Genomic DNA, 24,151 nt, shown 5'->3' on the forward strand with positions numbered 1-24,151 from the left:
GGCAAGGCCGCGCCGATTTTGATGGCGAATTAGGTGGAGGCGTATTCATGTCGCAAATCAACGGTAAAGTGGTGATTATTACCGGCGCGGGCAGCGGTATCGGCGCGGCGACCGCGCTGCTGCTGGCGTCGCGCGGCGCTAAAGTGGTGCTGGGCGCGCGCAGGCCGGAGCGGCTGGCGGCGCTGGCAACCCGTATACGAACCGAGGGGGGGGACGCGGCCTGTTTGCAAACCGATGTCACCCGGCGCGACGATGTGGCGCGTATTGTCGACCTGGCGTGCGAACGGTATGGCAAGCTGGATGTTTTGATCGGCAACGCCGGCGTGGGCCCGATTTCACCTCTCGACGAACTGAAGGTAGACGACTGGGAGGCGATGATCGATATTAATATCAAGGGCGTGTTGTATGGTATTGCCGCCGCGCTGCCGGTGTTCCGCGCCCAGGGTTTCGGCCATTTTGTCCACACCGCGTCCACCGCCGCGCATCGTATCGTACCGACCATGGCGGTCTATGCCGGCACGAAAATGGCGGTGCGCGCCATCTCCGAAGGGCTGCGGCAAGAGGCGGGGGAAACGCTGCGGGTCACGGTCATCTCTCCCGGTATGACGCGTACCGACTTTGCGCAGACCATCACCGATCCGGCCGTCAAGGCCCGGATCGAAGAGTCCATGAACACGTTCGGCATTGCGCCTGAGGCGATAGCGCGCGCCATCGCCTTTGCCATTGAACAGCCCGCCGATGTGGATGTGGGCGAGATTATCGTGCGTCCCACCGCGCAGGGTTAACCCGCAAGGCGGCCGCTATAAACGGAAGCTGGCAACCAGTTCCTCCAGCACCGCCGACTGGTCTTCCAGCGTGTTGGCGGCAAGGGAGGACTCGGTGACCAGAGCGGCGTTCTGTTGGGTTGTGGTATCCAGCTCGCTGATCGCCCGGGCGATTTGTTCGATGCCGTGGCTTTGCTCCTCCGAGGCCGAGGAAATCTCGCCCATGATGTCGTTGACGCGCGAAACCGAGGCGACGATTTGCTCCATGGTATCGCCGGCCTGGGCCACCAGTTTGGTGCCCACGTCAATGCGCGAGACGGACTCGCCTATTAAGGTGGCGATCTCTTTCGCCGCCTGCGAACTGCGTTGCGACAAATTGCGTACTTCGCTGGCCACCACCGCGAACCCACGGCCCTGCTCGCCGGCGCGCGCCGCTTCCACCGCCGCGTTAAGCGCCAGGATATTGGTCTGGAAAGCGATGCTGTTGATGACGGCGGTAATATCGGTGATTTTTTTCGAACTCAGGGAGATGTCGTCCATGGTCCTGACGACATTTTTCATCACTTCGCCGCCTTGATGGGCATTGTGGGTGGCTTCGCCGGCGATCTGGCTGGCATGTCTGGCGTTGTCGGCGTTGTTTTTCACCGTTGAGGTAAGCTCTTCCATGCTGGCGGCGGTCTCGACCACGGCGGCGGCCTGTTGCTCGGTGCGGGAAGACAGGTCGGTATTGCCCGTGGCGATTTTGGCCGCCGACGAGGCCACGGTGCCGACGCTGTCGCGCACATCGGAAATGATGGTGCGCAGTTTGGCGTTCATGCGCGCCATGGCGGCGGTAAGCTGGCCCAGTTCATCATGACTTTCAGGCGTTATCGACGCGGTGAGATCGCCGTCGGCAATGCGCTCGGCAACCGCGAGATTTTTCAGCACCGGCCGGGTAATCTGCCGGGTGATATACCAGGAGACGAGAATACCGAAGACCACCGCAATCAGGCCGATGATAATGGTAATGCTTGAAGAGCCGTACGCCAGCGCGTCATTTTTTTCTTTCACGATATTAATAATGACTTTGACCGCGGCGCTGCTTTTATCGCCGGCAAGTTTTACGCCGTTTTCCGCCGCATTTAAATCCTTATAATCGGCATAGTAGTTCTGGCTTATATCCTTATATTTGCCAAAGTAGCTCCAAAAAGCATCCAGGTCAGGCTTCTTTTCCGGTGCGAGGCTGACCGCTAAATCGTTATATTTTTTCTCTGCATCCGCATAATTTTTTTGCAGCAAGGCTAATGCCTCATCGGTGCCTTTTAATTGCAAATTAAAGGAGTTGTCTTTAATTAAAATAAAGGCCAATACAAAATCATTGAGTTGATTATCCATATCGGTGCCAAACGTCTGGTTTAGCAAGGCGGTTTTAAAGGGGCCGATGGCGTCCTGGTTATGGAGATCGTCCAGCTGGGCGCGGATGGCAACCATCTTTTTGGAAAAAACACTCATGTTTTCCAGAGATTTATTAAAATCTCCCAGATAGCGGGCAATGCTATCCAGGCTTGCCATCGATTCTTTATCCCATGACAGCGCCTGGGCTTGGTGGGTGAGCGCGGCGGCGTCATCGATAAAGCCGGCCATGACTTTACGCACCGCGTCGTCGGACGAGTAAAGGTATTTAACGCGGTTGACTTTAACCTGGAAAACATCAATATTTATATTATAAACCAGATTGGTCTTTTCATAAATATCGCGAATTTCCTTGAAGCGTTGAACACTAAGGCCTGATGCAATAACGACCAGTAATAAGACAATGCCGAAGCCTAAAAAAAGTTTATGTGACACTTTAATGCTATTTATTTTACTTATTAAACTTGTCATTTCTGTTTCCCATATAAATGTCACAAATCAAACTGTGTAATACCTGAGATAAATGTCCTGCCTAGCTATCGGCAAATTTTTCCGCTTCTTTAGGTTATTTTCCGCGGAATGAGAGAATGGACAGTAAAAATATCGATGCAGAGTGGTGCGGCGGCGGTAGGGCGGTTGTTGTGGGAATTATGGGGATTCGCTCATGCCACCCTGTGCTTTGCGTGATGGCGTTAAGCCCAATTTTTGTCTTTTGCCCGCGCTGATATGCGGATGCCTGAAAAAAATAGTGCAACTGTCCAAGAGATGATGATGGCTCAATCGTGACGGGTAATGCCTCGGCTTACCGAATGCAAATGAACGTTGGGAAATAATTACTGCTATTTGTTAATAAAATAACAGGGCATATATTTTCCGCCAGCCGCTTGGCGGAAATAGAATAGCCGCTTTCACAAAAGAGCGAAAAAATAAACCGGATGACTGTCACGTCGCTTACCCGGCCGCATTGGCCTGGGATTTCCCCACCTCCGGCAAGAGTAGCTATACTAAAAGCCTATGGGTAACAAACAGGAGGATGCAGATGACTATTCATAAACACGGACAGGCACATTGGGAAGGCGATATCAAGCAGGGTAAGGGCACCATCTCCACGGAAAGCGGCGCCTTAAGCCAGCAACCCTATGGCTTCAATACCCGCTTTGAAGGTAAACCCGGCACCAATCCCGAAGAGCTTATCGGCGCCGCCCACTCGGCCTGTTTTTCCATGGCGCTATCCTTGATGCTGGGCGAGAAGGGATACACTGCGCAGAGTATTGATACCAAAGCCGATGTTTCCCTTGATAAGGTGGGCGGCGGCTACGGCATCACTAAAATCGCCCTGGACAGCAGCGTGGTAGTGCCAGGGATCGATAAACAGGAATTTGACGCCATTATCCAGCAGGCAAAAGAAAACTGCCCGGTGTCCAAGGTGCTTAAGGCTGAGATTACGCTGACCTACCAGTTAAAAAACTGAATCGGCAGCACGACCTGATCCGCACCCCGTCTATCAGGGCGGGGTTTGCGCCACCGCTTTACCACGCAGTGGGTTTCCCCTCCCTACGCCGCATACCGCGTTTCGCCGCGCCGCCAAACCCCTTGCTCTTCCTTTACTCGCCTGAAGGCAAGTACCCGGCTGCGCTGGTTTAATGTGATATTCATCACAAAAATCATGCTATGCTTACCGGTCTTTCCGTAAGGAAACTATCACGACGAGGTATGGGTATGATTACCGGTATGCGTATAGCGACCGTGCTGCAAATGATCCTGAATATCGGCCTGCTGTTCCTGGCGGCGATCCTGATCGTTTTTATGGGTAAGGAAACCGTTCTTCTGGCCAGGGTGTTGCTGGTAAACGGCGAACTGGCGTCTTACTACCAGATGATTGAAGGCATCGTCATTTATTTTCTGTATTTTGAGTTTATCGCCCTGATTGTGAAGTATTTCCAGTCCGGGTATCACTTTCCGCTGCGCTACTTTGTCTATATCGGCATCACGGCGATTATCCGCCTGATTATCGTCGATCATAAAGATCCGCAGGATACGCTGTATTATTCGGCCGCCATATTAATCCTGGTGGTAACGCTGTGGCTGGTCAACAGTAACCGGCTTAAGCGCGAATAGCCCCGTCAGTGATGCGGACTGCCCATGATTAGCGCTTCCCCCAAGTCTGGCGATCGTCGCCTGGATGAAAACGTGCCGGCGCCGGACATCATCCGGCCTGCTTTTACATGATAAAAACGCGCCATGGCGCATTGGTGGGCGAGGGTAAGGCAAGGAGCCTTCAGTAATAGGCCGCTAAGCATTGCAAAATCCCCTTGCCGCTATTGGCCAATGACGGATATCCCTGCAATAATTTGTCAATAACATCATGATTAAGCTCAGGCAAGCCGGCGTGCTTTAGATAGTTACTTAAATGCATTATAACCAATGAAATATAAAATTTCTTATTGATCGATGCGGCATTAAATACCGTATTTGCGCATTCCAACGTCAGATAAAAATTTTCCCCCGTAAAATTTTTCTTAGGGAATATCAGTTTATACATTTTTTGCTTTTTATTTGGCTCACAATAATAAGATGCATAGAAATTATTACCTAATATAGGATAATGCATATTTATTTGGTCCATCAGTTTTAACGGGATATCGTTAAATTCATTATCATCTTTATCTGTGACAGTTGTAATGGACAGCCTGCCGGATGCCGCGTGAAAGTTTAAAGCAGGGTTATCACTATCATCGATAAGGGTGGTATTTTTGAGCAGTTCTATCGTCCCGCTATCGCCGTCGAGCAAAATCGGCAGATAAAGGTGTTTTTCATGCGGCAACAAAACGCTTATATCATAATATTTTTTATGCAGTTCTTGTTTTAAACATTCATATGAACGACAGGCGAAACCAGGGTTTCCCTTGCCGGGGGTATTATCGCCATCGGCGAAGTTTGGTTTATGGATTTTTGCCGGGGGGCCTTCCTGGTGGCGGAGTATGGGGCTGCGCATTGCGGTAAAGGGCCGCGGGACATTGGTTACGCTTAAGCCGAATGCCGGATTGAACGGCCCGGCTTGCCGAGCGGCGGCGACATCATTTATGGCGGTATCGGAGGTAGAGGATGTTGAATTGATATTGTTCATGCGCCCGCCGTTGAGTTTCACCTGATAAAAAGAGTGTGGGTATAATAAATCACCGGTGTCTTTGATAAAGCGCTTAATCAGTACAGAGATTGAACGCTATTCTTTGAAATTTTGTAGGAGATTGCCCCGGAGGACTTGCCAGGCGTGTTGATTAGGCGGTAGCGACGTTGGTGTGGCCGCGCGCAGGCGGGTTTGCCCTTGCGCTCAATCAAGGCCGATATAATAGCGGCGATATTGCGTGGGCGTGGTTTTCAGCCGCCGTAAAAAGGCGCGCCGCAGAATATCCACGCTGGAAAAACCGCAGGCGGCGGCGATTTCCTTCGGCGCCAGACGGCTGGATTCAAGCAGGTCGCGCGCTTTGGCCACCCGCTCCTGCTCCAGCCAGCGCGCCGGCGCCACTCCCAGCGCCTCCTGGAAGAGACGCGTAAAATGCCGGGTACTGAGCTGCATATGATCGGCCAGGGTTTTCACCTTTTTCACCTCATCGAGATGGGCGACGGCCCAGCGCTGCATATCCTGCAAGGACGATCTGCCGGCCAGCGAGGCGCGGCCGCTGCGGCTGAAGTGCCCTTGGCCGACCGGGCGGGTGAAAAACATCACCAGGTTGGCGGCGATCGCCATCGCCACCTCGCGGCCCAGATCCTCTTCCACCATCCGCAGCGCCAGATCCAGACCGGACGTTACGCCCGCCGCCGTGCGCAGCGGGCCGTCGCAGATATAGATTTCATCGCCATTGACCCGCACGCCGGGGTAGCGGCGCGCCAGTTCCCCGCATACCGCCCAATGGGTGGTGACCCGGAAGCCATCCATTAATCCGGTAGCCGCCAGCACCAGCGCGCCGGTGCATACCGAGCCATAACGCTGGCTTTGCCGGCAGCAGGCCGCCAGCGCCGCCAGGCTGTGTGCATCCAGATTAACGCCCGCCGCCGCCGGCGCGCCCGCCACCAGAAAGCTATCCAGCGGCCCGGTAAGCGTCTCCCGCAACGACAGGTCGGGGACGATTTTTACCCCCGAGGATGAGGTAATGATCTGCTGATCCAGCCCCATGACCCGCATACGGTAAACCACGCGCCCCAGGATGGCGTTCGCCTCGGCAAACACGTCCAGCGGCCCGGAAATATCCAGCAGCTGCGCGCCGGGCAGCGCGAGGCAGACTATTTCTTTACGCATATCCTATTCCGTACCTCAATGGGTTATTGCATGGCACCGGTCAGCGTTTTGTCTCAAATCGTCGTAATACGGTGATTGAAGACACTGAGCATGAGCCATTACCCTGGTCAGGTCAATTAACCGGAGGTAATCACCATGGCTTTCAGCATCAACGGTATCAGCGTACCCGACAGTAAAATGGCGCGCGAAGCAACGGAGCTGGTGCGCGACACCGAATCCGATCTGCTGTTTCATCATTCCAGCCGCACCTATTATTGGGGGGCGCTGGCCGGGCGGCAGCGCGGCCTTCGCGTCGATCAAGAATTGTTGTATATCGGCTGCCTGTTCCACGACATGGGGCTGACACGGGAGCACTGCAGCTGCGATAAGCGTTTTGAGGTGGACGGCGCCGATGCGGCGCGCGATTTCCTGCGCCGGTACGGTGTCGGCCAGGCGGATATCGATAAGGTCTGGACCGCCATCGCCCTGCATACCACGCCGGGGGTGCCGGAGTTTATGGCGCCGGAAATCGCCCTGGTCACCGCCGGCGTGGAGATGGATGTACTGGGCATTAACTATGCGTCCTACCCGGAAGACGTGCGGGAACAGGTGGTGGCCGAGCATCCGCGCACGCCGGCGTTTAAAGAAGACATTATCCAGGCGTTTTATGACGGCATTAAGCATAAGCCGGACACCACCTTCGGCAATGTTAAAGCCGATGTGATTGCCGATAAGGAACCGGGTTTTATGCCCGGCGACTTTTGCGCGCTTATCCGCGCGTCGCGCTGGAAAGGGTAACCGCCGCGCAAGGCGGCGAGTTGATCAGCGGCTTTGCGTCAGTTTTGCCATAAACGCCAGGCTGTGGTGCCACGAATCCGCCGAGGCGTGGGCATTGGCGGCGGGCGTGCCGCCGGCGGCCATGATAATGCCCGATACCGCATGGGGCTTATCGATAACCGTGGCCGGCACATACGGCGTGGCGATGGCGTGGCCGGCGTCGGGATAATCCAGGTGCTGAACGGGGTAAGGATAGGCGTGATCGTTAAGCGTCCTGGTCACATGGCGGCAGTAGTCGGTGGACGGCCAGAATCCATCGTCGCCGCCGGAAATCAACAGCACCGGGCAGCGCATATTTTCCACCCGGATGCGCGCGGCTTCCACCGCGGCGGTATTCCGCTGGGCGTGGACAAACGACGCCGCCTGGCGCCGCGGCTGCGGGGCGTTGTCAATTTCGCGCCAGCATGCCTGCGCGTCGTTTCCATGCCAGACAATCGGCAGCGGCTTGCCCTGGTAAACCCAGCAGGGCGCGAAGCGGCTTTCACCCGGGCGTCCCGCCGCCAGTACGCCGTGCGTTACCGAACTGGGAACATAGGCGATCACGGCGGACACCCGTTCGGGAAAGGTGGCGGCCAGCAGCAGGGATAATTCCCCGCCGCGCGACTGCCCGCTGACCGCGACAAAACCCTTGCGCGGCCGCAGCCGCTCGTGTACCCAGGCCAGGGCGTCGGCGAAATATTCCAGCGGCGTGGCGGAGATATGCGACGGCAGGCCCGGCGCGCCGAAGTACCCCAATGCCAGCGCCGCATAGCCGCGGGAAGCCCATAACGCGGCGCGCTGATGATTGATGCCGCCGCCGGATCCGTTGAGGTAGATAACCACCGGATGCGGCCCCGGCGTGCCAGGCGTATAGAGCGCGCCCACCAGGCCCTGCTCTTCAATCGGCCGATAGGCGACGTTATCGGCGCTAAACTGTTGCACCATTTGCGCGTCGGTATGGACAGGTGCGGCATCCACCCCGGCGGAGCGTCCCGTTGCGCGCAGATGCACGGTGACCGGCGCGATAACCGCCGGATGGCCGGCGGCGCCGGTCGGCGGGGAAACCTGCCGCTGCGACCACAGTAATCCCTGGCCGTCTACGCCCCGGTAATCACCGGCAACCGGCGCATCACGCTGCAAATCCACCGTGCCGTCATCCGCCGCGATAAATTGCGCGTAACTGCGCCAGGCCGCGCCATCGCCGGTGCGGGATGTGGCTTCAATCTCAACCGTGGCGCCGGGGCGCAGGCCATGGAGACGGATGCGGCGCGGTTCATCCACCAAGGCGATGGCCGGGGTAACGGTCAGTGTCAGCGGCATCATCAATTCTCCTCCATTTTGGCCACGCGGGCCTGTTGCTGTACGGCCTGTTTATCGAAATGATTAATATCGCCGACCAGCGCGTTGGTGAAAATCTTATCCAGCGGTACGCTGGCCACGTCCAACTCACCGGCGTCATGCATCAAGGCGACATAGCGGGCAATGGCGTCGATATCGTATCGTCCCGGCACCACCGGCTGACCCTCAGGTGTGTAAAGGGTGCGTTTTAACCGGCGCTCCAGCAGGAATACCGCGTCTTTCAGCCTGGCCTGGTAGACCTCGGCGCCCGGTTTTAATTCCGGCTGCGCCTGCCAGAATGTCTGGACGCAGAAGCCGGGATTGGCCTCACATGCCAGTGTGGCCTTGGTGATGGCGCGGCCAAAACCCACCAGCATGGCGCGGCGATCGCGCAGGGTATCGTTATGGGCGATAAAGCCATTGCCCACCATCGCGGAAAATTCGGCCGGATAGGACAACCGGCGGATTTTAGTGCCGCTTTGCTCCAGCATGTCGTGCCAGCTCTGGTTAAAGTTCAGCGCGTCGACGCGGCCTTCCTTTAACGCCAGGAAGCCGGCGCCGAGCGCGCCGGTGGCCACGATCTGCACGTCTTTATCCGGATTCAGTCCCTGGTTGGCCAGCACGGCGCGGGTTTGCGGAATCGAAGCCCAGGTCAGGGCGCCGACGCCGATTTTTTTCCCTTTCAGGTCGGCCAGGGTCTTGATGGGCGAACTGTCCAATACCGCCAGCTCCATGCCGCCGGAAGGCCGGGCGTTATAGAAAAACTGTACCGGCAAGGGTTGTTTGCCGGGGGCATAGGACGCCAGCACCGGCTCCGGCATCGGAAAGCCGATATCGATTTTTTTGCTGTTAACCTGCGGCAGCAGGGCGCCGGCGCCCTGGAAAACGATGGTTTTCACCGCCAGGTTTTCCGCGCGGAAGTAACCCAGCTTATCGGCGGCGCTATAAATACTGCCGTCGACCACGGTTTGGGGAATATTCAATCCCACGATAATCTGTTCTTCAGCCTGGGCCGCCGCACTTAGCGCCAGGCAAAAAAAAGTGCTGAATAAATAACCACATTGTGTCATGAAATAGCGAGCCTCGTTAATGTCATCAAACCTGGGGTTAGCGCACCGTGCGGGTATCATCGGCCCGGGGTGTTTCCCAAAAAACCAGGCGCCGGTGCAGCCAGCGCACGCTTTGCGCCCCGATAAGCCCTATCACCGCCAGCAGGAATACGCCGGCAAACATCGTGCTGACGTTTAAATTCGCCGCGGCGGCGCCAATCATGTAACCGAGCCCGGCTTCCGACGACACCAGTTCGCCCACCACGGCGCCAATCAGCGCCAGCGCAATGCCTATCTGCAGACCGGCAAAAATATCCCCGGCCACCGACGGCAGCTTAACGTGGCGGAAGATATACCAGCGGGAGGCGGAAAAGGCCCGGCAGGCGTCAATCAGGTCGGCATCTACCCGCTTAAATCCCACCAGAGTATTGATAAACAGCGGGAAAAAGCATAACAGCACCACCAGCACCACCTTTGAGGCGATGCCGAAACCAAACCAGACCAGGATCAGCGGCGCCAGGGCCACTTTAGGCGTGGATTGGATAGCCACCAGCAGCGGGTAAACGAATTTTTCGAAGGTGGCGGATTCCGCCAGCGCGGCGCCGGCGATCAGGGCAAAGCCGCTGCCCAGCGCATACCCGATAAGCGTGGCCGACAGGGTATAGCCGATATGCTTCCAGATAACGCCCTGGCGGAACAGATCCAGCAGGGTGGTCCACACCGCGGTGGGGGCGGGTAAAATATATTCCGGAATATTCAGCAGGCTGACGGCCAGTTGCCATGCCAGCAACAATACCGTAAGCGTTATCAGCGGATAAATCACCGATAGGATCCGGTTCATTGCGCGTGCTCCATAAAATGCCGGCGCAGGTGCCGGCATGCCTCGCTGAACGGGGGCGAGGAAAGGGTCTCAGGCGATCGGGGCCGCGGCAGGGTTATCCGGTAGTCCTCGATAAGGGTTCCCGGGCGGGCGGACATGACCAGGACCCGGTCCGACAGGAACACCGCCTCCGGGATGCTATGGGTAATAAACAGCACGGATTTCCGGTCTTGCAGCCAGACGCGCTGCAGTTCCAGGGTCAGGGTTTCCCGGGTCATGGCATCCAGCGCCGCGAAGGGCTCATCCATCAATAACAGTTTGGGATCCCCCAGCAGCATGCGCGCCAGCCCGACTCTCTGCTGCATGCCCCCGGACAGTTCATTAGGGTAGTTGTGGCTGAATTCGCTCAGTCCCACCAGCGCGAGCAGTTCCAGGGCGCGGGCATGGGCCCGGGTGAAATCCAGCTTAAGCGTATGCGCCGGCATGAGGATATTTTCCAGCACGGTTTTCCAGGGCATCAGGGTGGGTTTCTGGAACGCCACGCCGATATTGCGGTTAGGGCCGTGGGACGGCTTGCCGGCAATGGTAATTTGCCCCGCGGAGGGACGCAGCAGGCCGGCGGCGATTTTCAGCAGCGTCGATTTTCCGCAGCCGGACGGCCCCAGCAGCGTGACGAACTCGCCCGTGCCGATGCGCAGGCTGACCTGTTTCAGCGCTTCTATTATCCCACGACGGGTACGGTAGGTGACCGAAATACCTTCGGCGTTAAGCATCGGGTCAGCCGGGGCAATGCCCGGCGGCGAAGAAAGCGTATCGCCCGGCGCGCCCCGGACAATAGCCCCCGTAAAGCGGGGTGAAACGGCAACCATAAAATGATCCTTAATGCATATTGTGAGCAGCTCACCGCGGGTGTCTGGGGTGATTTGACATGGCTCAGTATGTGAGGAAAATAATGGAAGCTCTAATAAATAAACCGGGATTAAATATGAGTTAAATGCATCGGCTGAGCTGCTTAAGGATCAGCGCCGGCCAGGTGCTGACGGCGTATTGGCGGTGCTGATGACGCGGGGTTGATCAGAAGCTGTCGATGATTTTCGCTACTTCAACCGCGCTATTATTCGTGCAAAACAAAGTGATTTGCTGCTTTTCATTATCTTTATTATATTTTGTTGCCATATAGTCGACGAAATGTATGCCGGAGGCTACCGCGGAAAGCGCCTTTGTCCGACCGGAATAAACAATATCATTTTTAATATCATAATAGCAAAAGTGGCCGACGCTGTAGCTGCTGGTCAGAAAAATACAGTGGTCGCCTAAATTGGCGGCAAGAAAATGCCGTATCTCCGCCGCGTGGTTAAATAAATCCCGGGGGCGGACATTCGCCTGCAGGCTGGTTTTCTGATTATCATGGCGCGTGAGGGTAAAATCGACGCCATGGCGCTCCTGGCTGATATCGTTACCGTCCAGCATGCATAAGCCGATGTCGAACTGCCCGCCTTGCCTGAGCTGCGCCAGGATAGACGCCGGTACGGAAAAGTCGAAAGGACTGATGGATCTGTGCGCCATCATATACGCGGCGGCAATAAAACAGGGCTGGGGAATGTCGTGGTATATATTATGCAGGATATCGATTTTTTTATGGACATCGGGTTTATCGGTATTATCGTCCAGCGCTGTCTGCATCAGGATAAAATCCGCCAGCAGCGTATTATCGTACGCGGCGGGATGATCATGGTAATCGCTTATGATTAAATTCGTTAATAATTCGATAGTAATATTAGACAGCTCAAAGACTTTCTCGCCATAGGCTATTACCAATCCGCCATCGCAGTCGAGCAGCGAAAGGGTGAATGCGTTGTCGAATCGGATGTCCTGAACGTTTTTTTTATCACGGGTAGCGGTATACGTTTTAACGAAAATCTCATTAAAAAAATCGATATTATTGCTATCTATAGTCACATCCCCTATTTCTGCGGGAAGCGGCGTTGCGGCGTAGCCGGTTTTTTTTAACAATGCAATTAAAAGGTCACCGGCAAGATGGTGGTCGTGCGCGGTGCTGCCAGGGCCGGCGGTAAGGGATGGCTGATTTTTCGGTGCCGAGGCGAGTGTTACATTTAAAGGCATATAGTAGAAACCTAATGGATAATGATGTCGATGGGAGTGAGCATTATATTGATGGCATAAGTGCCGAAGCATAGTGCGCAATAAGTAATGCGCTGCGCAGTTTACGCGAACAGGTAATAGCATTGCAATGCGCGGTGCTATTGAATTTAATTAATGCCAGATATTAATTTATTTGAAAAAATAATATCTACGAATAAACTAATCAACTTCTTTCAATACGGCAATAAATGCCCTCAGCCCCAACGGCACATGGCGATTGCCGGGATAATATAAAAATAACCCGGGTATCGGCGGGCACCACTCCTCAAGCACCCGGATAAGTTTACCCTGGTCGATATAGGGCTGGGCCACCGGCGCGGGTAAGTAGGCGATGCCCAGTCCGGCGGCGGCGGATTCCGCCATCAGGCCCAGGTGGTCCAGGGTCAGGGCGCCGGGCACGTCGAGGGCGATTTCCTGGCCGTTGCGGGCAAATTCCCAGCGGAAAATCTTGCCGCTGGGCAGGCGCAGGCGGATGCATTCATGTCCTTTCAAGTCGTCCGGCGTCTGCGGCGGCCTGCGGCCCGCCAGATAGGCGGGAGCGGCCACCGTCACAAAACGTACCTCGCCGCCGAAACGCACGGCAATCATATCCTGCGGCAGCGCCTCGCCCAGGCGAACGCCGGCGTCAAAACCGCCGGCGACGATATCCACCAGCCGGTTCTCCGTCACCAGATCGAGGGACATTTCCGGGTAGCGCGCCAGAAACGCCGGCACCACCCGCGCCAGCAGTTGCCGGGCCGCCGGCTCGCTGGCGTTAATGCGTAATATGCCGCTGGGCCGGTCGCGGAATTCGTTGACATCCTCCAGCGCCGAATCCAGATCCCTGAGCAACGGGCGCAGACGGGACACCAGCCGCTCGCCGGCCTCGGTGGGCGCCACGCTGCGGGTGGTCCGGTGCAGCAGCCGCACCCCCATATTCTGCTCCAGCACCCGCATCATATGGCTGAGGGTGGAGGGGGACAGGCCTAGCTCGTCCGCCGCCTTGCGAAAGCTGCGATGGGCGACTATCGCGGCGAAAGCGGTTAAATCCGCTAAATCGGGTTTTTTCATTGCTGGGTTTATTTCACTTCTTCATGCGATATTGTACGGATAGTAGCATGGATCTGCGGGCCTTATACTCAGTTAACGCGCCATCATAGCGGCGCCTTAACAATAAGGAGACAGCGTATGTCTAGAACGTGGTTTATTACCGGCACGTCCTCGGGACTTGGCCGGGAACTGACGGAAAAACTCCTGGCGCGCGGCGATCGCGTCGCGGCAACCTTGCGCAAGACCGGCGCGCTTGACGATCTGCTGGCGCGGTATGGCGACCGTCTGTGGGTGGCGTCGTTGGACGTTACCGATACGCAGCAGGTGCATCGTGTTTTCGATCAGGCCGTCGCGCATTGGGGCCGTATCGACATCGTGGTGAGCAATGCCGGTTATGCGGTGTTCGGCGCGGGCGAGGAGGCGAGCGATGAGCAGATCCGTCATCAGATCGATACCAATCTCATCGGCTCGATCCAGCTTATCCGCGTCGCCTTGCCGCACCTGCGCCGCCAGGGCGGCGGGCGGATCCTGCAGATATCCTCGGAGGGCGGCCAAACCGCCTATCCCAATTTCAGCCTGTATCATGCCACTAAATGGGGTATCGAGGGATTCGTCGAGGCGGTGGCCCAGGAAGTGGCGCCGTTCAATATCGAGTTTACCCTGGTGGAACCGGGACCGGCGAAAACAGGCTTCGGCGGCGCGCTGATCACCCCGCCGCCGATGGCGGAGTATGACGCCACCCCGGCGGGGGATATGCGTCGCGCGCTGGCCGCTGAGGCTTTCCCGATCCTGGGGGACCCGGTAAAGATGGTCCGGGAAATCATGGCCAGCGTGGAGCGCAGCCCCGCTCCCCGGCGGCTGACGCTGGGCAGCCAGGCTTATGATCATCTCCACGCGACGCTGACGCAGCGGCTGGCCGCGCTGGAAGCGCAAAAAGACATTGCTTTATCGACCGATATTGACCAGTGAAAGACAAGATATCGCGCAGGGCGGCGGGAATGATTCCGGGTGCCGATCCTCTGCGCGATGATTAATTTAGTAATTTACCGGGCGGCGACATTTCCCGCAGACAATAAAAGTTACTGCGATCCTTTTCACGTTTTGCAGATAAACGGCTTTATTCGGTCAGGGTCATGATCCAGCCCCAAAAGTTAAATAATCCCTGTTGCTATTCAGTTATATAAACTTATAACTGGTATGGGGCTATTCCCATCAGCAGGGACACGACGAAATGAGTGAACAAATTCATCTTCAAGAGCCGAAAGATAAAAATTTTATCAGCCTGCGGGAACCGTGGGAAGTGGAGTACTGGACGCAAACCTTAGGAATCACCAAACAAAAACTCTCCGCCGCCATCAGGGCGGTCGGCAATGGCACGAAAGACGTGAAGGAGCATTGTGGTAAATAATGCGCCGGCGGCGGGGCGCGCCAATCAGGGTGAATGCTTGTATCTGAAATTTATATAATTAACCTCATTACACTTTCAACTCTTTGCGTTAAACTTCCTGCGGTGGAATGTTTCCCGACCATTTTGATGATTCAGGAAGAAAACAATGAAGACGTTTTTTATTGCTGGCGCCGCCGCCAGCCTGTTACTGGCCGCCGCATCCGCCAATGCCGTAAGCGTAACCGGTGAAGTCGGCGAACATTATACCAACGTAGGCGTTGGTTTCGGGACCACTACGCCGGGCATTGCCGTCAGCGGCAATTGGGCGCATAACGATGACAACGGCGATGTCGCCGGTCTCGGCCTCGGTTACAATATTCCCCTCGGCCCGTTTATGGGCACCGTGGGCGGCAAGGGACTGTATGTGGGGCCAAAAGACGGCGATGAAGGTTATGCCATTGCCGTGGGCGGAGGCCTGCAGTTGCCGGTGGGCAGCCTGTTCAGCCTGTATGGCGATTATTACTACTCGCCGGATTCCCTTTCCAGCGGCGTGGAAAACTATACCGAAGCCAATGCCGGCGTCAGGTTGACCGCCATCCCGCTGGTAACCGTCAGCGTCGGTTACCGCTATATGGCGATGGACGGCAAGGACGGCGACCGCGACAATATCCTGGCCGACGGCCCGTATATCGGCGGCGCGTTTAACTTCTGAGGGGCGTCCTCGTCCTCCCGTCATCATGCCTGCGATTTCATTTGATCGAAACAAGACCGCCCGGCGGCGGTCTTGTTGAGTTTGATGGCAACGTCGTGCGCGCCATCCCTGGTGCGCTACGCTTTACTGAGCCTACCCATCATACCCACCGCTAGCTCATGTGCACGCTTGTCAGCAGTCTGAACAAGACCGCCGCCGGGCGGTGGCGTTTTATTTATTAAACCGCGACATCAGCCCGATAATATTACGCAGGCGCTCGCCCTGCAGCAGATGCTGCTTGCTGGGCTGCAGGTCCGGCGTAAAGGTCTCGAAGATCCCGCCCGGGTAGACGACGTCAATCTGATCGGGGGACACCACCGCGTAATTGTAATAACTGCCGACAATGATATCGTCGGAACGCGGCGCGTCGGGCTGCAATAAATTGCGTCCCACGCTGTAGTCGCCCACCGGGGTCGTGACGCCCGCAATGGTTTGCATCAGCGTCGGCACCACATCGAAATGGCTGGTGCGCCGGTTGATATCGCCGCTTTCGCCGCCCGGCAGCTTCATAAACATCGGCACATGGATTTGCACGTCGCTAAAGTTGCTGCCGTGACCCCAGTAGTTCTTTTTATGATCGTTAAACTCTTCGCCGTGATCGGAGGTAATCACCACCAGGGTATTGTTGTCCAGCCCCGCCTGCGCCAGTTTGGCCAACACCTCGCCTATCAGGCTATCGTCATAATACAGCGCGTCCCGGTAGCGGTTATGGTATTCGGTCGGGTCAAAATCGTTGTTGAGCTTAATGTGATCCACGCGTTCCCAATAGGGCTTGAACGGCGTCGCCGCGTCGGGCGGCAGGTCGTAGCCGTGGGCCGCGTCATAAAACAGAAAACCGAAAAACGGCTTTTTAGCGTCCCGCTTATCGATAAACTGCTTAAAGGCATCGGTGATCTGCCGGTCGCGCCGGGCGGGAGACGGTTCGCTGTTGCTGATGGTCAAATCGGGAATATGGGAAAATACCGTGCGGTCAAACGGCGGATGGTTGAGATCCGCCGACCCGTGAATGGAAAATTGATATCCCTCGTCGGCCAGGGTTTGCATCAGCACCGGGCGCTGGCCGCTGTTACGCACCGCCAGCCAGTAGGTATCCGGCAGGCTGTAGAACAAACTGAATATGCCCGGCTCGGTAGAGTTGCCGCCGCTGCGATGCTGATGGAAACGCAGCGCCTGCTGCGCGAACCGGCTGACGTTGGGGGTCACCCGGTCATTGGCGTCGTCGTAGCGCCAGGCGTCGATCAGGATAAACAGCACATTGGGCTGCTGGGCCGGCTTGGCATAGGCGATAGGGTGCAGGGGGTAATGCAATGTCCCTTCCGGCGCGGCCTGTAGATTGTTCTCTTTATTCAATGCCAGGGAGGGATCCACCAGTCCCCAGGCGACCAGCCTGGACTTGGCCGTCAGCGGATAATAAAGCGGGAAATCGTGGGTATAGCTTGGAATCTGGGTTCTATAGTTGGCGTCATCCCAGGCGTGCATACCCTGGCTGACCAGGATACTGAGCGCCATCAGGCTGTAGCCGGGCGTCCTGAGCGTGCTTAGACGGCGTACGGCGCGCGCCAGGCGGTTAAACAGCAGTTGCAGCGCCAGCAGCGCCAGCCCCATGCCCGCGCCCACCAGCCAGGTGTACCAGGAGAGGTCGACCACGTCGCGCCCCTCGAACAGCATTTCGAGCACGACGCCGTTAAGGTGAAAGCGGTATTGGGCGAACACCAGGGTATCGACAACCAGCACCGCAACGGCGCAGAACCCCAGCAGGATGCCGATGCCCCGGAACAGCCGGCCGGGCAACAGGCACAACAGGCAATTCAGCGCCAGGCCCAGCAGGCAAATGGTGCCGAACAGGGCGTATTGGGCGGTAAGCAAATAGATAACCGAACGGTAATCCCCCGCCGGAATGGTAATCCATTGCCAATAGCGGAAACTTACCGCCGTCAGTAACACAGCGTTTAATAACCAGAACACCGTTGCCCATTTTACATTGGGTTTAATTGAACTAAAGGCATTCAATCTAAGCGTCATCTTCAGTAATCCTGTATGGCAAATAGAGCGGCGAGCTGAGAGGCGGTGAGATTTAACACCCAAATTGTGTTTAACCGGCTATCTATTTTAGTAAACAACTGTAACGCGCCGCTCATTATCAGCCGGTCACCGGATGGCTTTATCGATTAACTTGGCTTAAGCATAGCGGGCGGATGAGAAAATGGGGAAAACGACAGGCGCCGCCGTCAACGGCGCCAGAGGCGGCCATGACCACATCAACGCGTAAATCCGGCGATAGGCGACGGTGGAATCACCGCGGTTTTATTTATCAAATGGGCGAGCCGCGCGGACGTATTCCGTTAAGCTTTCTGATACGTTAACCGCCGGCGCAACCTCTGCGCCGGACGGCATGGCGTCATTGATAGCGTAGCGCCGTTATTTTGGCTTCCCGTTCTTGATCGGACGGCCGGACCAGTAGCCGGCCAGCACCGAACCGGACAGGTTGTGCCATACCGAGAACAGCGCGCCGGGCAGCGCGGCCAGGGGGGAGAAATAAATCTTGCCCAGGGTGGCCGCCAGACCGGAGTTTTGCATGCCGACCTCCATGGCCAGCGTGCGGCAGGTGGTTTCGTCAAAGCCGAACAGTTTTCCGCCCCAGTAGCCGCTCAGCAGGCCGATGCCGTTATGCAGGATCACCGCCGCGATCACCACCAGCCCCACCGAGCCGATAAATCCCTGGCTGCCGCCCACCACCGCGCTGATAATCGCCAGGATGCAGATCATTGAGAACGCCGGCAGCCAAGGCTCCACGCGCTTAACGGCGCGGGTAAACAAATGATGGATAACCAGGCCGGCAAAGATCGGGATAACCACAATCTGCAAAATGCTCAGCAGCATGCCCGCCACATCGACCTTGATCTGCGCATCCACATACAGCCGGGTCAGCAGCGGCGTGGCGAAAACCCCCACCAGGGTGGACACGGCGGAAATGGTCACCGACAGCGCCACATCGCCTTTCGCCAGGTAAATCATCACATTGGAGGCCGTGCCGCTGGCGACGCTGCCCACCAGGATCATGCCCGCCGACAGATCGGGCGGCATCTGGAACAGCTTGGCCAGTATCCAGGCGGCCAGCGGCATCACCAGGTAGTGCAGGAAGGTGGCGGCGATAACCGGCGCCGGGCGGGAGAGGACGCGTTTAAAATCAGCCACCCGGAGCGTGACGCCCATGGCGAACATAATCAGCATCAGCAGGATGCTCACATAGGGCCCGATGCGGGTAAAGGTGGTCGGGGAATAGTAGGCGGCGATGGACAGCAAAACAGCCCACAGCGGGAACAGGCGGGTAATCTTGGCTAACATGTGAGGTGTGTCCTTATTATCTTATTTTAATAGGTAAATTGTGTTGCCGGGAGCTGATACGGCCCCCGCGCTTGCCATAGCGGCTTTATTTGTACCGTCAATCCGGATGGGTGGCAATATATTACCGTCAATAAAGCGCGTTGCCGGCTGTGCCGGCCTTGCCCGCGCGGCTTTTTTAACCCCGCGTCTTCAGATTATCCTGGCGACGGGCAATTGCCCCCAGCGCGTGGTATAAGCCGGCGATAGCATCTCGCGCTTCATCGCCCAGGCGGGGGCGATGCCCTGGCCCGCAAACCCGATATGGCCGATACCGGTCTGGTTGATGCGGTCGAGCACCGCCATCAGCTCACGGCTGGACGGACGGGGAGGATGGTCGTCAAACAGCTGGAACTGGGCCTGGCGGGTGGGAGAAAAATCATTCAGCATTACCCCCGCCTTGGCGTAACGGGGGCCGTCGCGCCAGATGCGCTCCAGGCCGCGCACGGCGGCCGCCATAATATCCCGGGTATCCTGGGTGGCGGTGAGCAGCGTTTCGCTGGCGCCGTTGGCATAATAAGGCTCATTGATGGCGTAGGGGGATGAGCGGATAAATACCGCTATCTGGCGGCAATACTGTTTTTCCTGGCGCAGTTTTTCCGCCGCGCGCCCGGCGTAGCGGCAGACCGCCTGGCGCATGGCGGCAAGATCGGTGACCCGCCCGCCAAACGAGCGGCTGCAGACGATCTGCTGCTTGGCCGGCGGCTGCTGTTCCAGACTGAGGCAGGATTCGCCGCGCAGCTCCCGTACCGTGCGCTCAAGCACCACGCCGAAGGTTTTGCGCATAAAATGGATATTGGCGTCGGCCAGCTGCAGCGTGGTCTGCATGCCCATGGCGGTGAGTTTTTTGCCGATACGCCGCCCAACGCCCCACACATCCTCAACCGGCGTCAACGCCATCAGCCTGCGCAGCCGGATCGGATCGTCAAGCGCCACCACGCCGCCGGTGGCCGGCCACCGCTTGGCCGCATGATTGCACAGTTTGGCCAGGGTTTTGGTGCGGGCAATGCCTACCCCCACCGTCAATCCGGTCACCTCCCGCACCGCCGCCCGCACCTGCTGGCCGAACCGATCGTAGGGCACGCTGGCATTTATGCCGGCGACATCCATCCAGGCTTCGTCGATGGAGTACACCTCGGTACGGGGCGCCAGGGCTTCAAGCGTCGCCATCACCCGCGCCGACATATCGGCGTACAGGGCGTAGTTCGAGGAAAACACGGCGATGCGCTGCCGGCGCAATAACGCTTCCAGTTGAAAATAGGGCAGGCCCATTTTCACCCCGAGTTTTTTCGCCTCCGCCGATCGGGCAATCACGCAGCCGTCGTTATTGCTCAGCACCACGATCGGCACGCCGCGCAGATCCGGACGGAACAGGCCTTCGCATGAGGCGTAGAAGCTGTTGACGTCGGCCAGGGCAAACATGATCAATTGCGGGTGTCGTGAACGGCGAACAGCACCACGCCGAAGATTTCCAGCGTGTCGGGGTCGGGAAACAGTTCGGGGAACGCCGGATTCATCGGCTGCAGCGCCAGGCGCGGCCGCAGGCAGAGCCGTTTGACGGTAAATTCGCCGTCGACGGCGGCAATGACGATATCGCCGTGGCCGGCTTTTTCCGCCCGGTCCACCACCAGCAGATCGCCGTCGCCGATACCCGCGTCGGTCATGGAATCGCCGCTGGCGCGGACAAAATAGGTGGCGCTGGGATGGCGGATACAGTATTCGTTCAGGTCGAGGGTCTTTTCGACATAATCCTGGGCCGGCGAGGGAAAACCCGCCCGGCACCGGTCGGCGAACAGCGGCAGGGACAGCACCGGCAACAGGTCGGCGGGCGCAAAAAATGTCGTGATAATCTTCATGCTGATAAATCCATTAATACTGTTTATGTGTCCAGTATAAATAAATCAGGCGGTTTGAAAAGACGCCGAAGCGGGACAGCGGCCTAAAAAGCGATTAGCTGGCTGATAAATAAGGATCAAAAAATTTAACCGGCAGTGCATGGGCGTTATCTCGCTCATGTATATAATTTATATAGCTAATTATTAGTTAGGATATGTTATTGGTTTCATGCGGCAACCTTATGTTGCCCCAGGGCGCGGGCGCGGGAAAAACACCGCCATACGGATAACCTATCTCTGCGCGCCAGCCAGATCAAAAATGACTGCATTACTATTTCGCTTGCCGCCCCGCCGCTCTTTCTTCTGCCCCTGCTCAGCCCGCGCAATGCCTGCTACGGGCCTTGGCGGGATACTTGCGCCCGGCGCCGGACGCGTCCGCAGTCGGTCAAGAAATAAGATTTGCTTATTTTACTGCAATTCGCCGCCTGTTATCAGACGTTCAGGGCATTTAAGCGGCGGATGTTGCGGTAGACAAATGGTATACAAATAGAATACAAAATGAGGGCAGGGTAAAAATCATGCAGTACGGAGGCAATAATGAAAGCAACGGAATTAACCCCACCGCACGATCAATCGTTAACGCAAAATGCCTTTGACGCCGTGCTGCGCATGATCCAGGCCGGCGCCCTGGCCAATGGCGACGTGGTAAACGAACGCCGGCTGGCGGAACAGCTGGGCCTGTCGCGTACGCCGGTGCGCGAGGCGCTCGGCCGGTTGGAAGGCAGCCATTATCTGCGCCGATCGGGGCGGACGCTGCTGGTTAACGGCGTGGAATTAAGCGAAATTTTAGAAATCATGTCGGTGCGCATGCTGCTGGAAGCCGACGCCGCCCGCAGCGCCGCCGGCAAGATGTCGGCGGCGAAGCTGGGCGCCATCCGCCAGCGGCTGATGGCGATGGCCGGTCCCGATCAGGTTACGGCCGGCCATCATTGGGAAGTCGACGACTTCCTGCATCTCAGTATCGCCGAGACCAGCGGCAATAAGCTCTTGCTGCGCCTGATAGGCGAGCTGCGCACCCGCACCCGGATGTTTGGCAAAGAGACCGTGCCCTCGCGTTTTGAACCGGGGCGCAACGAGCACCTGGCGATCGTCGACGCCATTGAGGCGGGCGACGGCGAGCGGGCGGCGCAGGCGATGGTGCGGCATATCGAGGGCGCGCGCAACGCCATATTCCAGTCGGTCACCGGCGGCGGTTCGCGCTAACTACCGGCCGCCGACAGCGGTCCGTTAACGAATATCAGGAGGGCCCAATGGGTCGCAAGCGTCTGCTGTATCTTCACAACGGTCAATCGCAACAGACGATCGCCCGCCTGGACGATCGTTTTGAGTCATGGGGGCTGGAGGTTGACCGCCACTGGGCCTACCAGAACCAATTTCCGGCCGACCTGACCGGTTATGACGGCATTTTTCTTTCAGGCAGTCCGCACGGCGCTTATGAAGATATTCCCTTTATCCACCGTGAACACCAGCTGATCACGCAAGCCGCCGGCCTGGGCATCCCCATGCTGGGGATCTGTTTCGGTAGCCAGATCCTCGCCTCGGCGTTGTGCGGGCGGGATCAGGTGTTCCGGCGCCCCACGTGCGAAATCGGCAATAAATGGCTGCAGGCGACACCCGCGGCCGCCGGCGATGCCATCGCCTCCGGCATCGTGCCGCAGGTGTATATGTTTGTCTGGCACAACGATGAAGTGCGCGCCACCCATCCCGACATGACCATCCTCGCGGCCAGCGATCAATGCCCCAACCAAATCTGGCGTTATAAAGATCAGCCAATCTGGGGTATCCAGGGCCATCCGGAAATTACGCTGCGGCAGGCGCCGCTGTGGTTTGAGCAAAACCGCGCCACCATGGAGCGCGACGGGGCGGATATCGGGCATCTTATCGCTACCGCCGACGAAGCCGCGGCGGCCAAATCCATGCTGACCCGCTTTGCGGCGTTTATCGCAAGCTAACGGCTTATCGCCCGGCGCGGGGCAGGGTTTCGTGCCGGGAACGATGTTTCCAGTGATGAAGGGAGAGAAGTGATGACAAGATTGCGCATAAAACTGCTCGGCGCGTTTGCCGCCGTTACTGTCGTTGCCGCGTCGGCGCTGCCGTTAAACGCCGCCGCAGCCGATGAAATGACGTTTGCCAGTTGGGGCGGCGCATACCAGGATGGCATTCGCGCGGCCTGGATGAAACCTTTTACCCAGGAAACCGGCATTGAGGTTATCGAGGATACCAATCCGGTTATCGCGCGTATCAAGGCGATGGTGGATACCCATAAAGTCGAGTGGGACGTGGTGACCGCCGGCGGCGCCAGCCTGATGCAGGGGGCGAAAAGCGGCCTGTTTGAAAAAATCACGCCGGATATGGTCGATGAAAGCAATGTGCTGCCCCAGGCCCGCAACGACTACGGCGTACCGTCGGAAATCTTTTCCACGGTAATCGGCTATTCGACCAAGGCTTTCCCCAACGGCGGACCGAAAACGTTCTCCGACTTCTGGGACGTGAAGAAATTCCCCGGTAAGCGCACGCTGCCGGATAAGCCGGACACCGTGCTGGAAGCGGCGCTGCTGGCCGACGGCGTCGCGCCCGCCGATGTGTATAAAACCCTTGATACTCCCGCCGGCATGGAGCGCGCGTTGAATAAGATCCGCCAGATCAAGCCCTATGTCGCCATGTGGTGGTCATCTGGCGCGCAGCCGGTACAGGCGCTGGGCAGCGGCGAAGTGGTCATGGCGCTGGGCTGGAACGGCCGTTTCCAGGCCGGCATTGACGACGGTCTGCCGATTGCCATGGCCTGGGATCAATCAGTGGCCCAGGTAGGCTATTTTATGATTGTCAAAGACGCCCCCAACAAGGCGCAGGCGGTTAAATTCCTCAACTACATCATTCGCCCGGAGGTGCAGGCGCGTTTCAGTCAATATGTGGCCTACGGTCCGGTAACGCCTAAGTCAATCCCGCTGATTGATAAATCGCGCCTGGGGCGGCTGCCCTCGACGCCTGAACGCCTGGCCAACGCGTTGTTTATGAATATCGACTGGTGGGCGGCCCATTCCCTGGCGGCGGGTGAAGCCTACAACACCGCCATGCAACAGTAATTCACAA

23 protein-coding genes are annotated in these 24,151 nt (G+C 57.4%); 10 read left to right on the plus strand and 13 right to left on the minus strand.

Annotated elements, in window-relative coordinates:
• The first annotated feature begins 47 nt into the window (after window positions 1-47).
• The gene (locus tag ACL2XN_RS22390; RefSeq protein WP_410016736.1) at window positions 48-785 is read left to right on the plus strand and encodes an SDR family oxidoreductase; all 738 of its coding nucleotides are present in this window, start codon (window positions 48-50) and stop codon (window positions 783-785) included.
• A 15-nt stretch (window positions 786-800) separates the two neighbouring features.
• Here ACL2XN_RS22390 and ACL2XN_RS22395 read toward each other — a convergent pair whose 3' ends face one another.
• Window positions 801-2,627, minus strand: a complete 1,827-nt coding sequence (locus tag ACL2XN_RS22395) for a methyl-accepting chemotaxis protein (RefSeq protein ID WP_413729500.1) — start codon at window positions 2,625-2,627, stop codon at window positions 801-803.
• A 568-nt stretch (window positions 2,628-3,195) separates the two neighbouring features.
• On the opposite strand from ACL2XN_RS22395, the gene ACL2XN_RS22400 reads away from it, so the two are divergent.
• Together ACL2XN_RS22400 and psiE are read left to right on the plus strand one after the other, a co-directional pair.
• Window positions 3,196-3,627, plus strand: a complete 432-nt coding sequence (locus tag ACL2XN_RS22400) for an OsmC family protein (RefSeq protein WP_413729501.1) — start codon at window positions 3,196-3,198, stop codon at window positions 3,625-3,627.
• 248 nt (window positions 3,628-3,875) lie between these two features.
• On the plus strand, window positions 3,876-4,274 hold the full coding sequence (gene psiE / locus ACL2XN_RS22405; protein ID WP_410013632.1) for a phosphate-starvation-inducible protein PsiE: 399 nt from the start codon (window positions 3,876-3,878) through the stop codon (window positions 4,272-4,274).
• A gap of 160 nt (window positions 4,275-4,434) precedes the next feature.
• Here psiE and ACL2XN_RS22410 read toward each other — a convergent pair whose 3' ends face one another.
• Window positions 4,435-5,283 (minus strand): hypothetical protein, encoded by an 849-nt coding sequence (locus tag ACL2XN_RS22410; RefSeq protein ID WP_413729502.1) that lies wholly within the window; start codon window positions 5,281-5,283, stop codon window positions 4,435-4,437.
• Between the two features lie 204 nt (window positions 5,284-5,487).
• The gene (locus ACL2XN_RS22415) at window positions 5,488-6,453 is read right to left on the minus strand and encodes a GlxA family transcriptional regulator (RefSeq protein ID WP_413729503.1); all 966 of its coding nucleotides are present in this window, start codon (window positions 6,451-6,453) and stop codon (window positions 5,488-5,490) included.
• A gap of 135 nt (window positions 6,454-6,588) precedes the next feature.
• On the opposite strand from ACL2XN_RS22415, the gene ACL2XN_RS22420 reads away from it, so the two are divergent.
• The gene (locus ACL2XN_RS22420; protein WP_410013635.1) at window positions 6,589-7,230 is read left to right on the plus strand and encodes an HD domain-containing protein; all 642 of its coding nucleotides are present in this window, start codon (window positions 6,589-6,591) and stop codon (window positions 7,228-7,230) included.
• Between the two features lie 24 nt (window positions 7,231-7,254).
• On the opposite strand, the gene ACL2XN_RS22425 is transcribed toward ACL2XN_RS22420, so the two are convergent.
• The 6 genes from ACL2XN_RS22425 to ACL2XN_RS22450 form a co-directional block, all read right to left on the minus strand.
• On the minus strand, window positions 7,255-8,571 hold the full coding sequence (locus tag ACL2XN_RS22425) for an acyl-CoA thioester hydrolase/BAAT C-terminal domain-containing protein (RefSeq protein WP_413729504.1): 1,317 nt from the start codon (window positions 8,569-8,571) through the stop codon (window positions 7,255-7,257).
• Window positions 8,571-9,656, minus strand: a complete 1,086-nt coding sequence (locus tag ACL2XN_RS22430; protein ID WP_413729505.1) for an ABC transporter substrate-binding protein — start codon at window positions 9,654-9,656, stop codon at window positions 8,571-8,573. Before ACL2XN_RS22430 ends, ACL2XN_RS22425 begins: the two co-directional genes overlap by 1 nt.
• Before the next feature lie 37 nt (window positions 9,657-9,693).
• Window positions 9,694-10,476, minus strand: a complete 783-nt coding sequence (locus tag ACL2XN_RS22435; protein ID WP_410013638.1) for an ABC transporter permease — start codon at window positions 10,474-10,476, stop codon at window positions 9,694-9,696.
• The gene (locus tag ACL2XN_RS22440) at window positions 10,473-11,324 is read right to left on the minus strand and encodes an ABC transporter ATP-binding protein (protein ID WP_410013639.1); all 852 of its coding nucleotides are present in this window, start codon (window positions 11,322-11,324) and stop codon (window positions 10,473-10,475) included. Before ACL2XN_RS22440 ends, ACL2XN_RS22435 begins: the two co-directional genes overlap by 4 nt.
• A gap of 205 nt (window positions 11,325-11,529) precedes the next feature.
• On the minus strand, window positions 11,530-12,702 hold the full coding sequence (locus tag ACL2XN_RS22445; protein ID WP_413729506.1) for a hypothetical protein: 1,173 nt from the start codon (window positions 12,700-12,702) through the stop codon (window positions 11,530-11,532).
• Window positions 12,703-12,777: 75 nt separating this feature from the next.
• Window positions 12,778-13,668, minus strand: a complete 891-nt coding sequence (locus ACL2XN_RS22450; RefSeq protein ID WP_413721373.1) for a LysR family transcriptional regulator — start codon at window positions 13,666-13,668, stop codon at window positions 12,778-12,780.
• Window positions 13,669-13,785: 117 nt separating this feature from the next.
• On the opposite strand from ACL2XN_RS22450, the gene ACL2XN_RS22455 reads away from it, so the two are divergent.
• The 3 genes from ACL2XN_RS22455 to ACL2XN_RS22465 all read left to right on the plus strand — a co-directional run bounded on the left by ACL2XN_RS22455 (window position 13,786) and on the right by ACL2XN_RS22465 (window position 15,746).
• Window positions 13,786-14,616, plus strand: coding sequence for an SDR family oxidoreductase (locus tag ACL2XN_RS22455; RefSeq protein ID WP_410013642.1), 831 nt, complete (start codon window positions 13,786-13,788; stop codon window positions 14,614-14,616).
• 262 nt (window positions 14,617-14,878) lie between these two features.
• Window positions 14,879-15,055: a DUF3606 domain-containing protein gene (locus tag ACL2XN_RS22460; protein ID WP_410013643.1), complete on the plus strand. Its 177-nt coding sequence runs from the start codon at window positions 14,879-14,881 to the stop codon at window positions 15,053-15,055.
• A gap of 145 nt (window positions 15,056-15,200) precedes the next feature.
• Window positions 15,201-15,746 carry a YfaZ family outer membrane protein gene (locus ACL2XN_RS22465; protein WP_410013644.1) on the plus strand — a complete coding sequence of 182 codons (546 nt, stop codon included), beginning with the start codon at window positions 15,201-15,203 and terminating at the stop codon, window positions 15,744-15,746.
• A gap of 210 nt (window positions 15,747-15,956) precedes the next feature.
• Here the strand turns inward: ACL2XN_RS22465 and ACL2XN_RS22470 are convergent, their stop codons facing one another.
• From ACL2XN_RS22470 to umuD, 4 genes are all read right to left on the minus strand, one after another.
• Window positions 15,957-17,807: a DUF3413 domain-containing protein gene (locus tag ACL2XN_RS22470; protein ID WP_413721371.1), complete on the minus strand. Its 1,851-nt coding sequence runs from the start codon at window positions 17,805-17,807 to the stop codon at window positions 15,957-15,959.
• Between the two features lie 396 nt (window positions 17,808-18,203).
• Window positions 18,204-19,130, minus strand: coding sequence for a ketopantoate/pantoate/pantothenate transporter PanS (gene panS / locus ACL2XN_RS22475; RefSeq protein WP_413721370.1), 927 nt, complete (start codon window positions 19,128-19,130; stop codon window positions 18,204-18,206).
• 189 nt (window positions 19,131-19,319) lie between these two features.
• Entirely contained in the window at window positions 19,320-20,588 is a 1,269-nt protein-coding gene (gene umuC / locus ACL2XN_RS22480) for a translesion error-prone DNA polymerase V subunit UmuC (RefSeq protein ID WP_413729507.1), read from the minus strand.
• A gap of 2 nt (window positions 20,589-20,590) precedes the next feature.
• Window positions 20,591-21,022: a translesion error-prone DNA polymerase V autoproteolytic subunit gene (gene umuD / locus ACL2XN_RS22485; protein ID WP_413721368.1), complete on the minus strand. Its 432-nt coding sequence runs from the start codon at window positions 21,020-21,022 to the stop codon at window positions 20,591-20,593.
• 576 nt (window positions 21,023-21,598) lie between these two features.
• On the opposite strand from umuD, the gene ACL2XN_RS22490 reads away from it, so the two are divergent.
• From ACL2XN_RS22490 to ACL2XN_RS22500, 3 genes are all read left to right on the plus strand, one after another.
• A complete protein-coding gene (locus ACL2XN_RS22490) occupies window positions 21,599-22,264 on the plus strand; it encodes a GntR family transcriptional regulator (protein ID WP_413721367.1) in 666 nt (221 codons plus the stop codon).
• A gap of 47 nt (window positions 22,265-22,311) precedes the next feature.
• Complete coding sequence (locus ACL2XN_RS22495) at window positions 22,312-23,013, plus strand: type 1 glutamine amidotransferase (RefSeq protein ID WP_413721366.1); 702 nt, start codon at window positions 22,312-22,314, stop codon at window positions 23,011-23,013.
• Between the two features lie 72 nt (window positions 23,014-23,085).
• Entirely contained in the window at window positions 23,086-24,144 is a 1,059-nt protein-coding gene (locus ACL2XN_RS22500; protein WP_413721365.1) for an ABC transporter substrate-binding protein, read from the plus strand.
• Window positions 24,145-24,151: the final 7 nt, after the last annotated feature.

Source organism: Sodalis sp. RH22, from assembly GCF_047324165.1.
In the GTDB taxonomy this organism is placed as follows: Bacteria; Pseudomonadota; Gammaproteobacteria; order Enterobacterales; family Enterobacteriaceae; genus Acerihabitans.

What these genes read in the sequence shown, in the direction of transcription:
- ACL2XN_RS22435 (WP_410013638.1), bottom strand. Translation starts at nt 10,476, where the DNA reads ATGAACCGGATCCTATCGGTGATTTATCCGCTGATAACGCTTACGGTA.
- ACL2XN_RS22450 (WP_413721373.1), bottom strand. Translation starts at nt 13,668, where the DNA reads ATGAAAAAACCCGATTTAGCGGATTTAACCGCTTTCGCCGCGATAGTC.
- ACL2XN_RS22500 (WP_413721365.1), top strand. Translation starts at nt 23,086, where the DNA reads ATGACAAGATTGCGCATAAAACTGCTCGGCGCGTTTGCCGCCGTTACT.
- ACL2XN_RS22445 (WP_413729506.1), bottom strand. Translation starts at nt 12,702, where the DNA reads ATGCTATTACCTGTTCGCGTAAACTGCGCAGCGCATTACTTATTGCGC.
- ACL2XN_RS22495 (WP_413721366.1), top strand. Translation starts at nt 22,312, where the DNA reads ATGGGTCGCAAGCGTCTGCTGTATCTTCACAACGGTCAATCGCAACAG.
- ACL2XN_RS22410 (WP_413729502.1), bottom strand. Translation starts at nt 5,283, where the DNA reads ATGAACAATATCAATTCAACATCCTCTACCTCCGATACCGCCATAAAT.
- ACL2XN_RS22460 (WP_410013643.1), top strand. Translation starts at nt 14,879, where the DNA reads ATGAGTGAACAAATTCATCTTCAAGAGCCGAAAGATAAAAATTTTATC.
- ACL2XN_RS22420 (WP_410013635.1), top strand. Translation starts at nt 6,589, where the DNA reads ATGGCTTTCAGCATCAACGGTATCAGCGTACCCGACAGTAAAATGGCG.
- umuC (WP_413729507.1), bottom strand. Translation starts at nt 20,588, where the DNA reads ATGTTTGCCCTGGCCGACGTCAACAGCTTCTACGCCTCATGCGAAGGC.
- panS (WP_413721370.1), bottom strand. Translation starts at nt 19,130, where the DNA reads ATGTTAGCCAAGATTACCCGCCTGTTCCCGCTGTGGGCTGTTTTGCTG.
- ACL2XN_RS22430 (WP_413729505.1), bottom strand. Translation starts at nt 9,656, where the DNA reads ATGACACAATGTGGTTATTTATTCAGCACTTTTTTTTGCCTGGCGCTA.
- ACL2XN_RS22390 (WP_410016736.1), top strand. Translation starts at nt 48, where the DNA reads ATGTCGCAAATCAACGGTAAAGTGGTGATTATTACCGGCGCGGGCAGC.
- ACL2XN_RS22415 (WP_413729503.1), bottom strand. Translation starts at nt 6,453, where the DNA reads ATGCGTAAAGAAATAGTCTGCCTCGCGCTGCCCGGCGCGCAGCTGCTG.
- ACL2XN_RS22465 (WP_410013644.1), top strand. Translation starts at nt 15,201, where the DNA reads ATGAAGACGTTTTTTATTGCTGGCGCCGCCGCCAGCCTGTTACTGGCC.
- ACL2XN_RS22425 (WP_413729504.1), bottom strand. Translation starts at nt 8,571, where the DNA reads ATGATGCCGCTGACACTGACCGTTACCCCGGCCATCGCCTTGGTGGAT.
- ACL2XN_RS22395 (WP_413729500.1), bottom strand. Translation starts at nt 2,627, where the DNA reads ATGACAAGTTTAATAAGTAAAATAAATAGCATTAAAGTGTCACATAAA.
- ACL2XN_RS22490 (WP_413721367.1), top strand. Translation starts at nt 21,599, where the DNA reads ATGAAAGCAACGGAATTAACCCCACCGCACGATCAATCGTTAACGCAA.
- ACL2XN_RS22400 (WP_413729501.1), top strand. Translation starts at nt 3,196, where the DNA reads ATGACTATTCATAAACACGGACAGGCACATTGGGAAGGCGATATCAAG.
- ACL2XN_RS22440 (WP_410013639.1), bottom strand. Translation starts at nt 11,324, where the DNA reads ATGGTTGCCGTTTCACCCCGCTTTACGGGGGCTATTGTCCGGGGCGCG.
- ACL2XN_RS22470 (WP_413721371.1), bottom strand. Translation starts at nt 17,807, where the DNA reads ATGACGCTTAGATTGAATGCCTTTAGTTCAATTAAACCCAATGTAAAA.
- psiE (WP_410013632.1), top strand. Translation starts at nt 3,876, where the DNA reads ATGATTACCGGTATGCGTATAGCGACCGTGCTGCAAATGATCCTGAAT.
- ACL2XN_RS22455 (WP_410013642.1), top strand. Translation starts at nt 13,786, where the DNA reads ATGTCTAGAACGTGGTTTATTACCGGCACGTCCTCGGGACTTGGCCGG.
- umuD (WP_413721368.1), bottom strand. Translation starts at nt 21,022, where the DNA reads ATGAAGATTATCACGACATTTTTTGCGCCCGCCGACCTGTTGCCGGTG.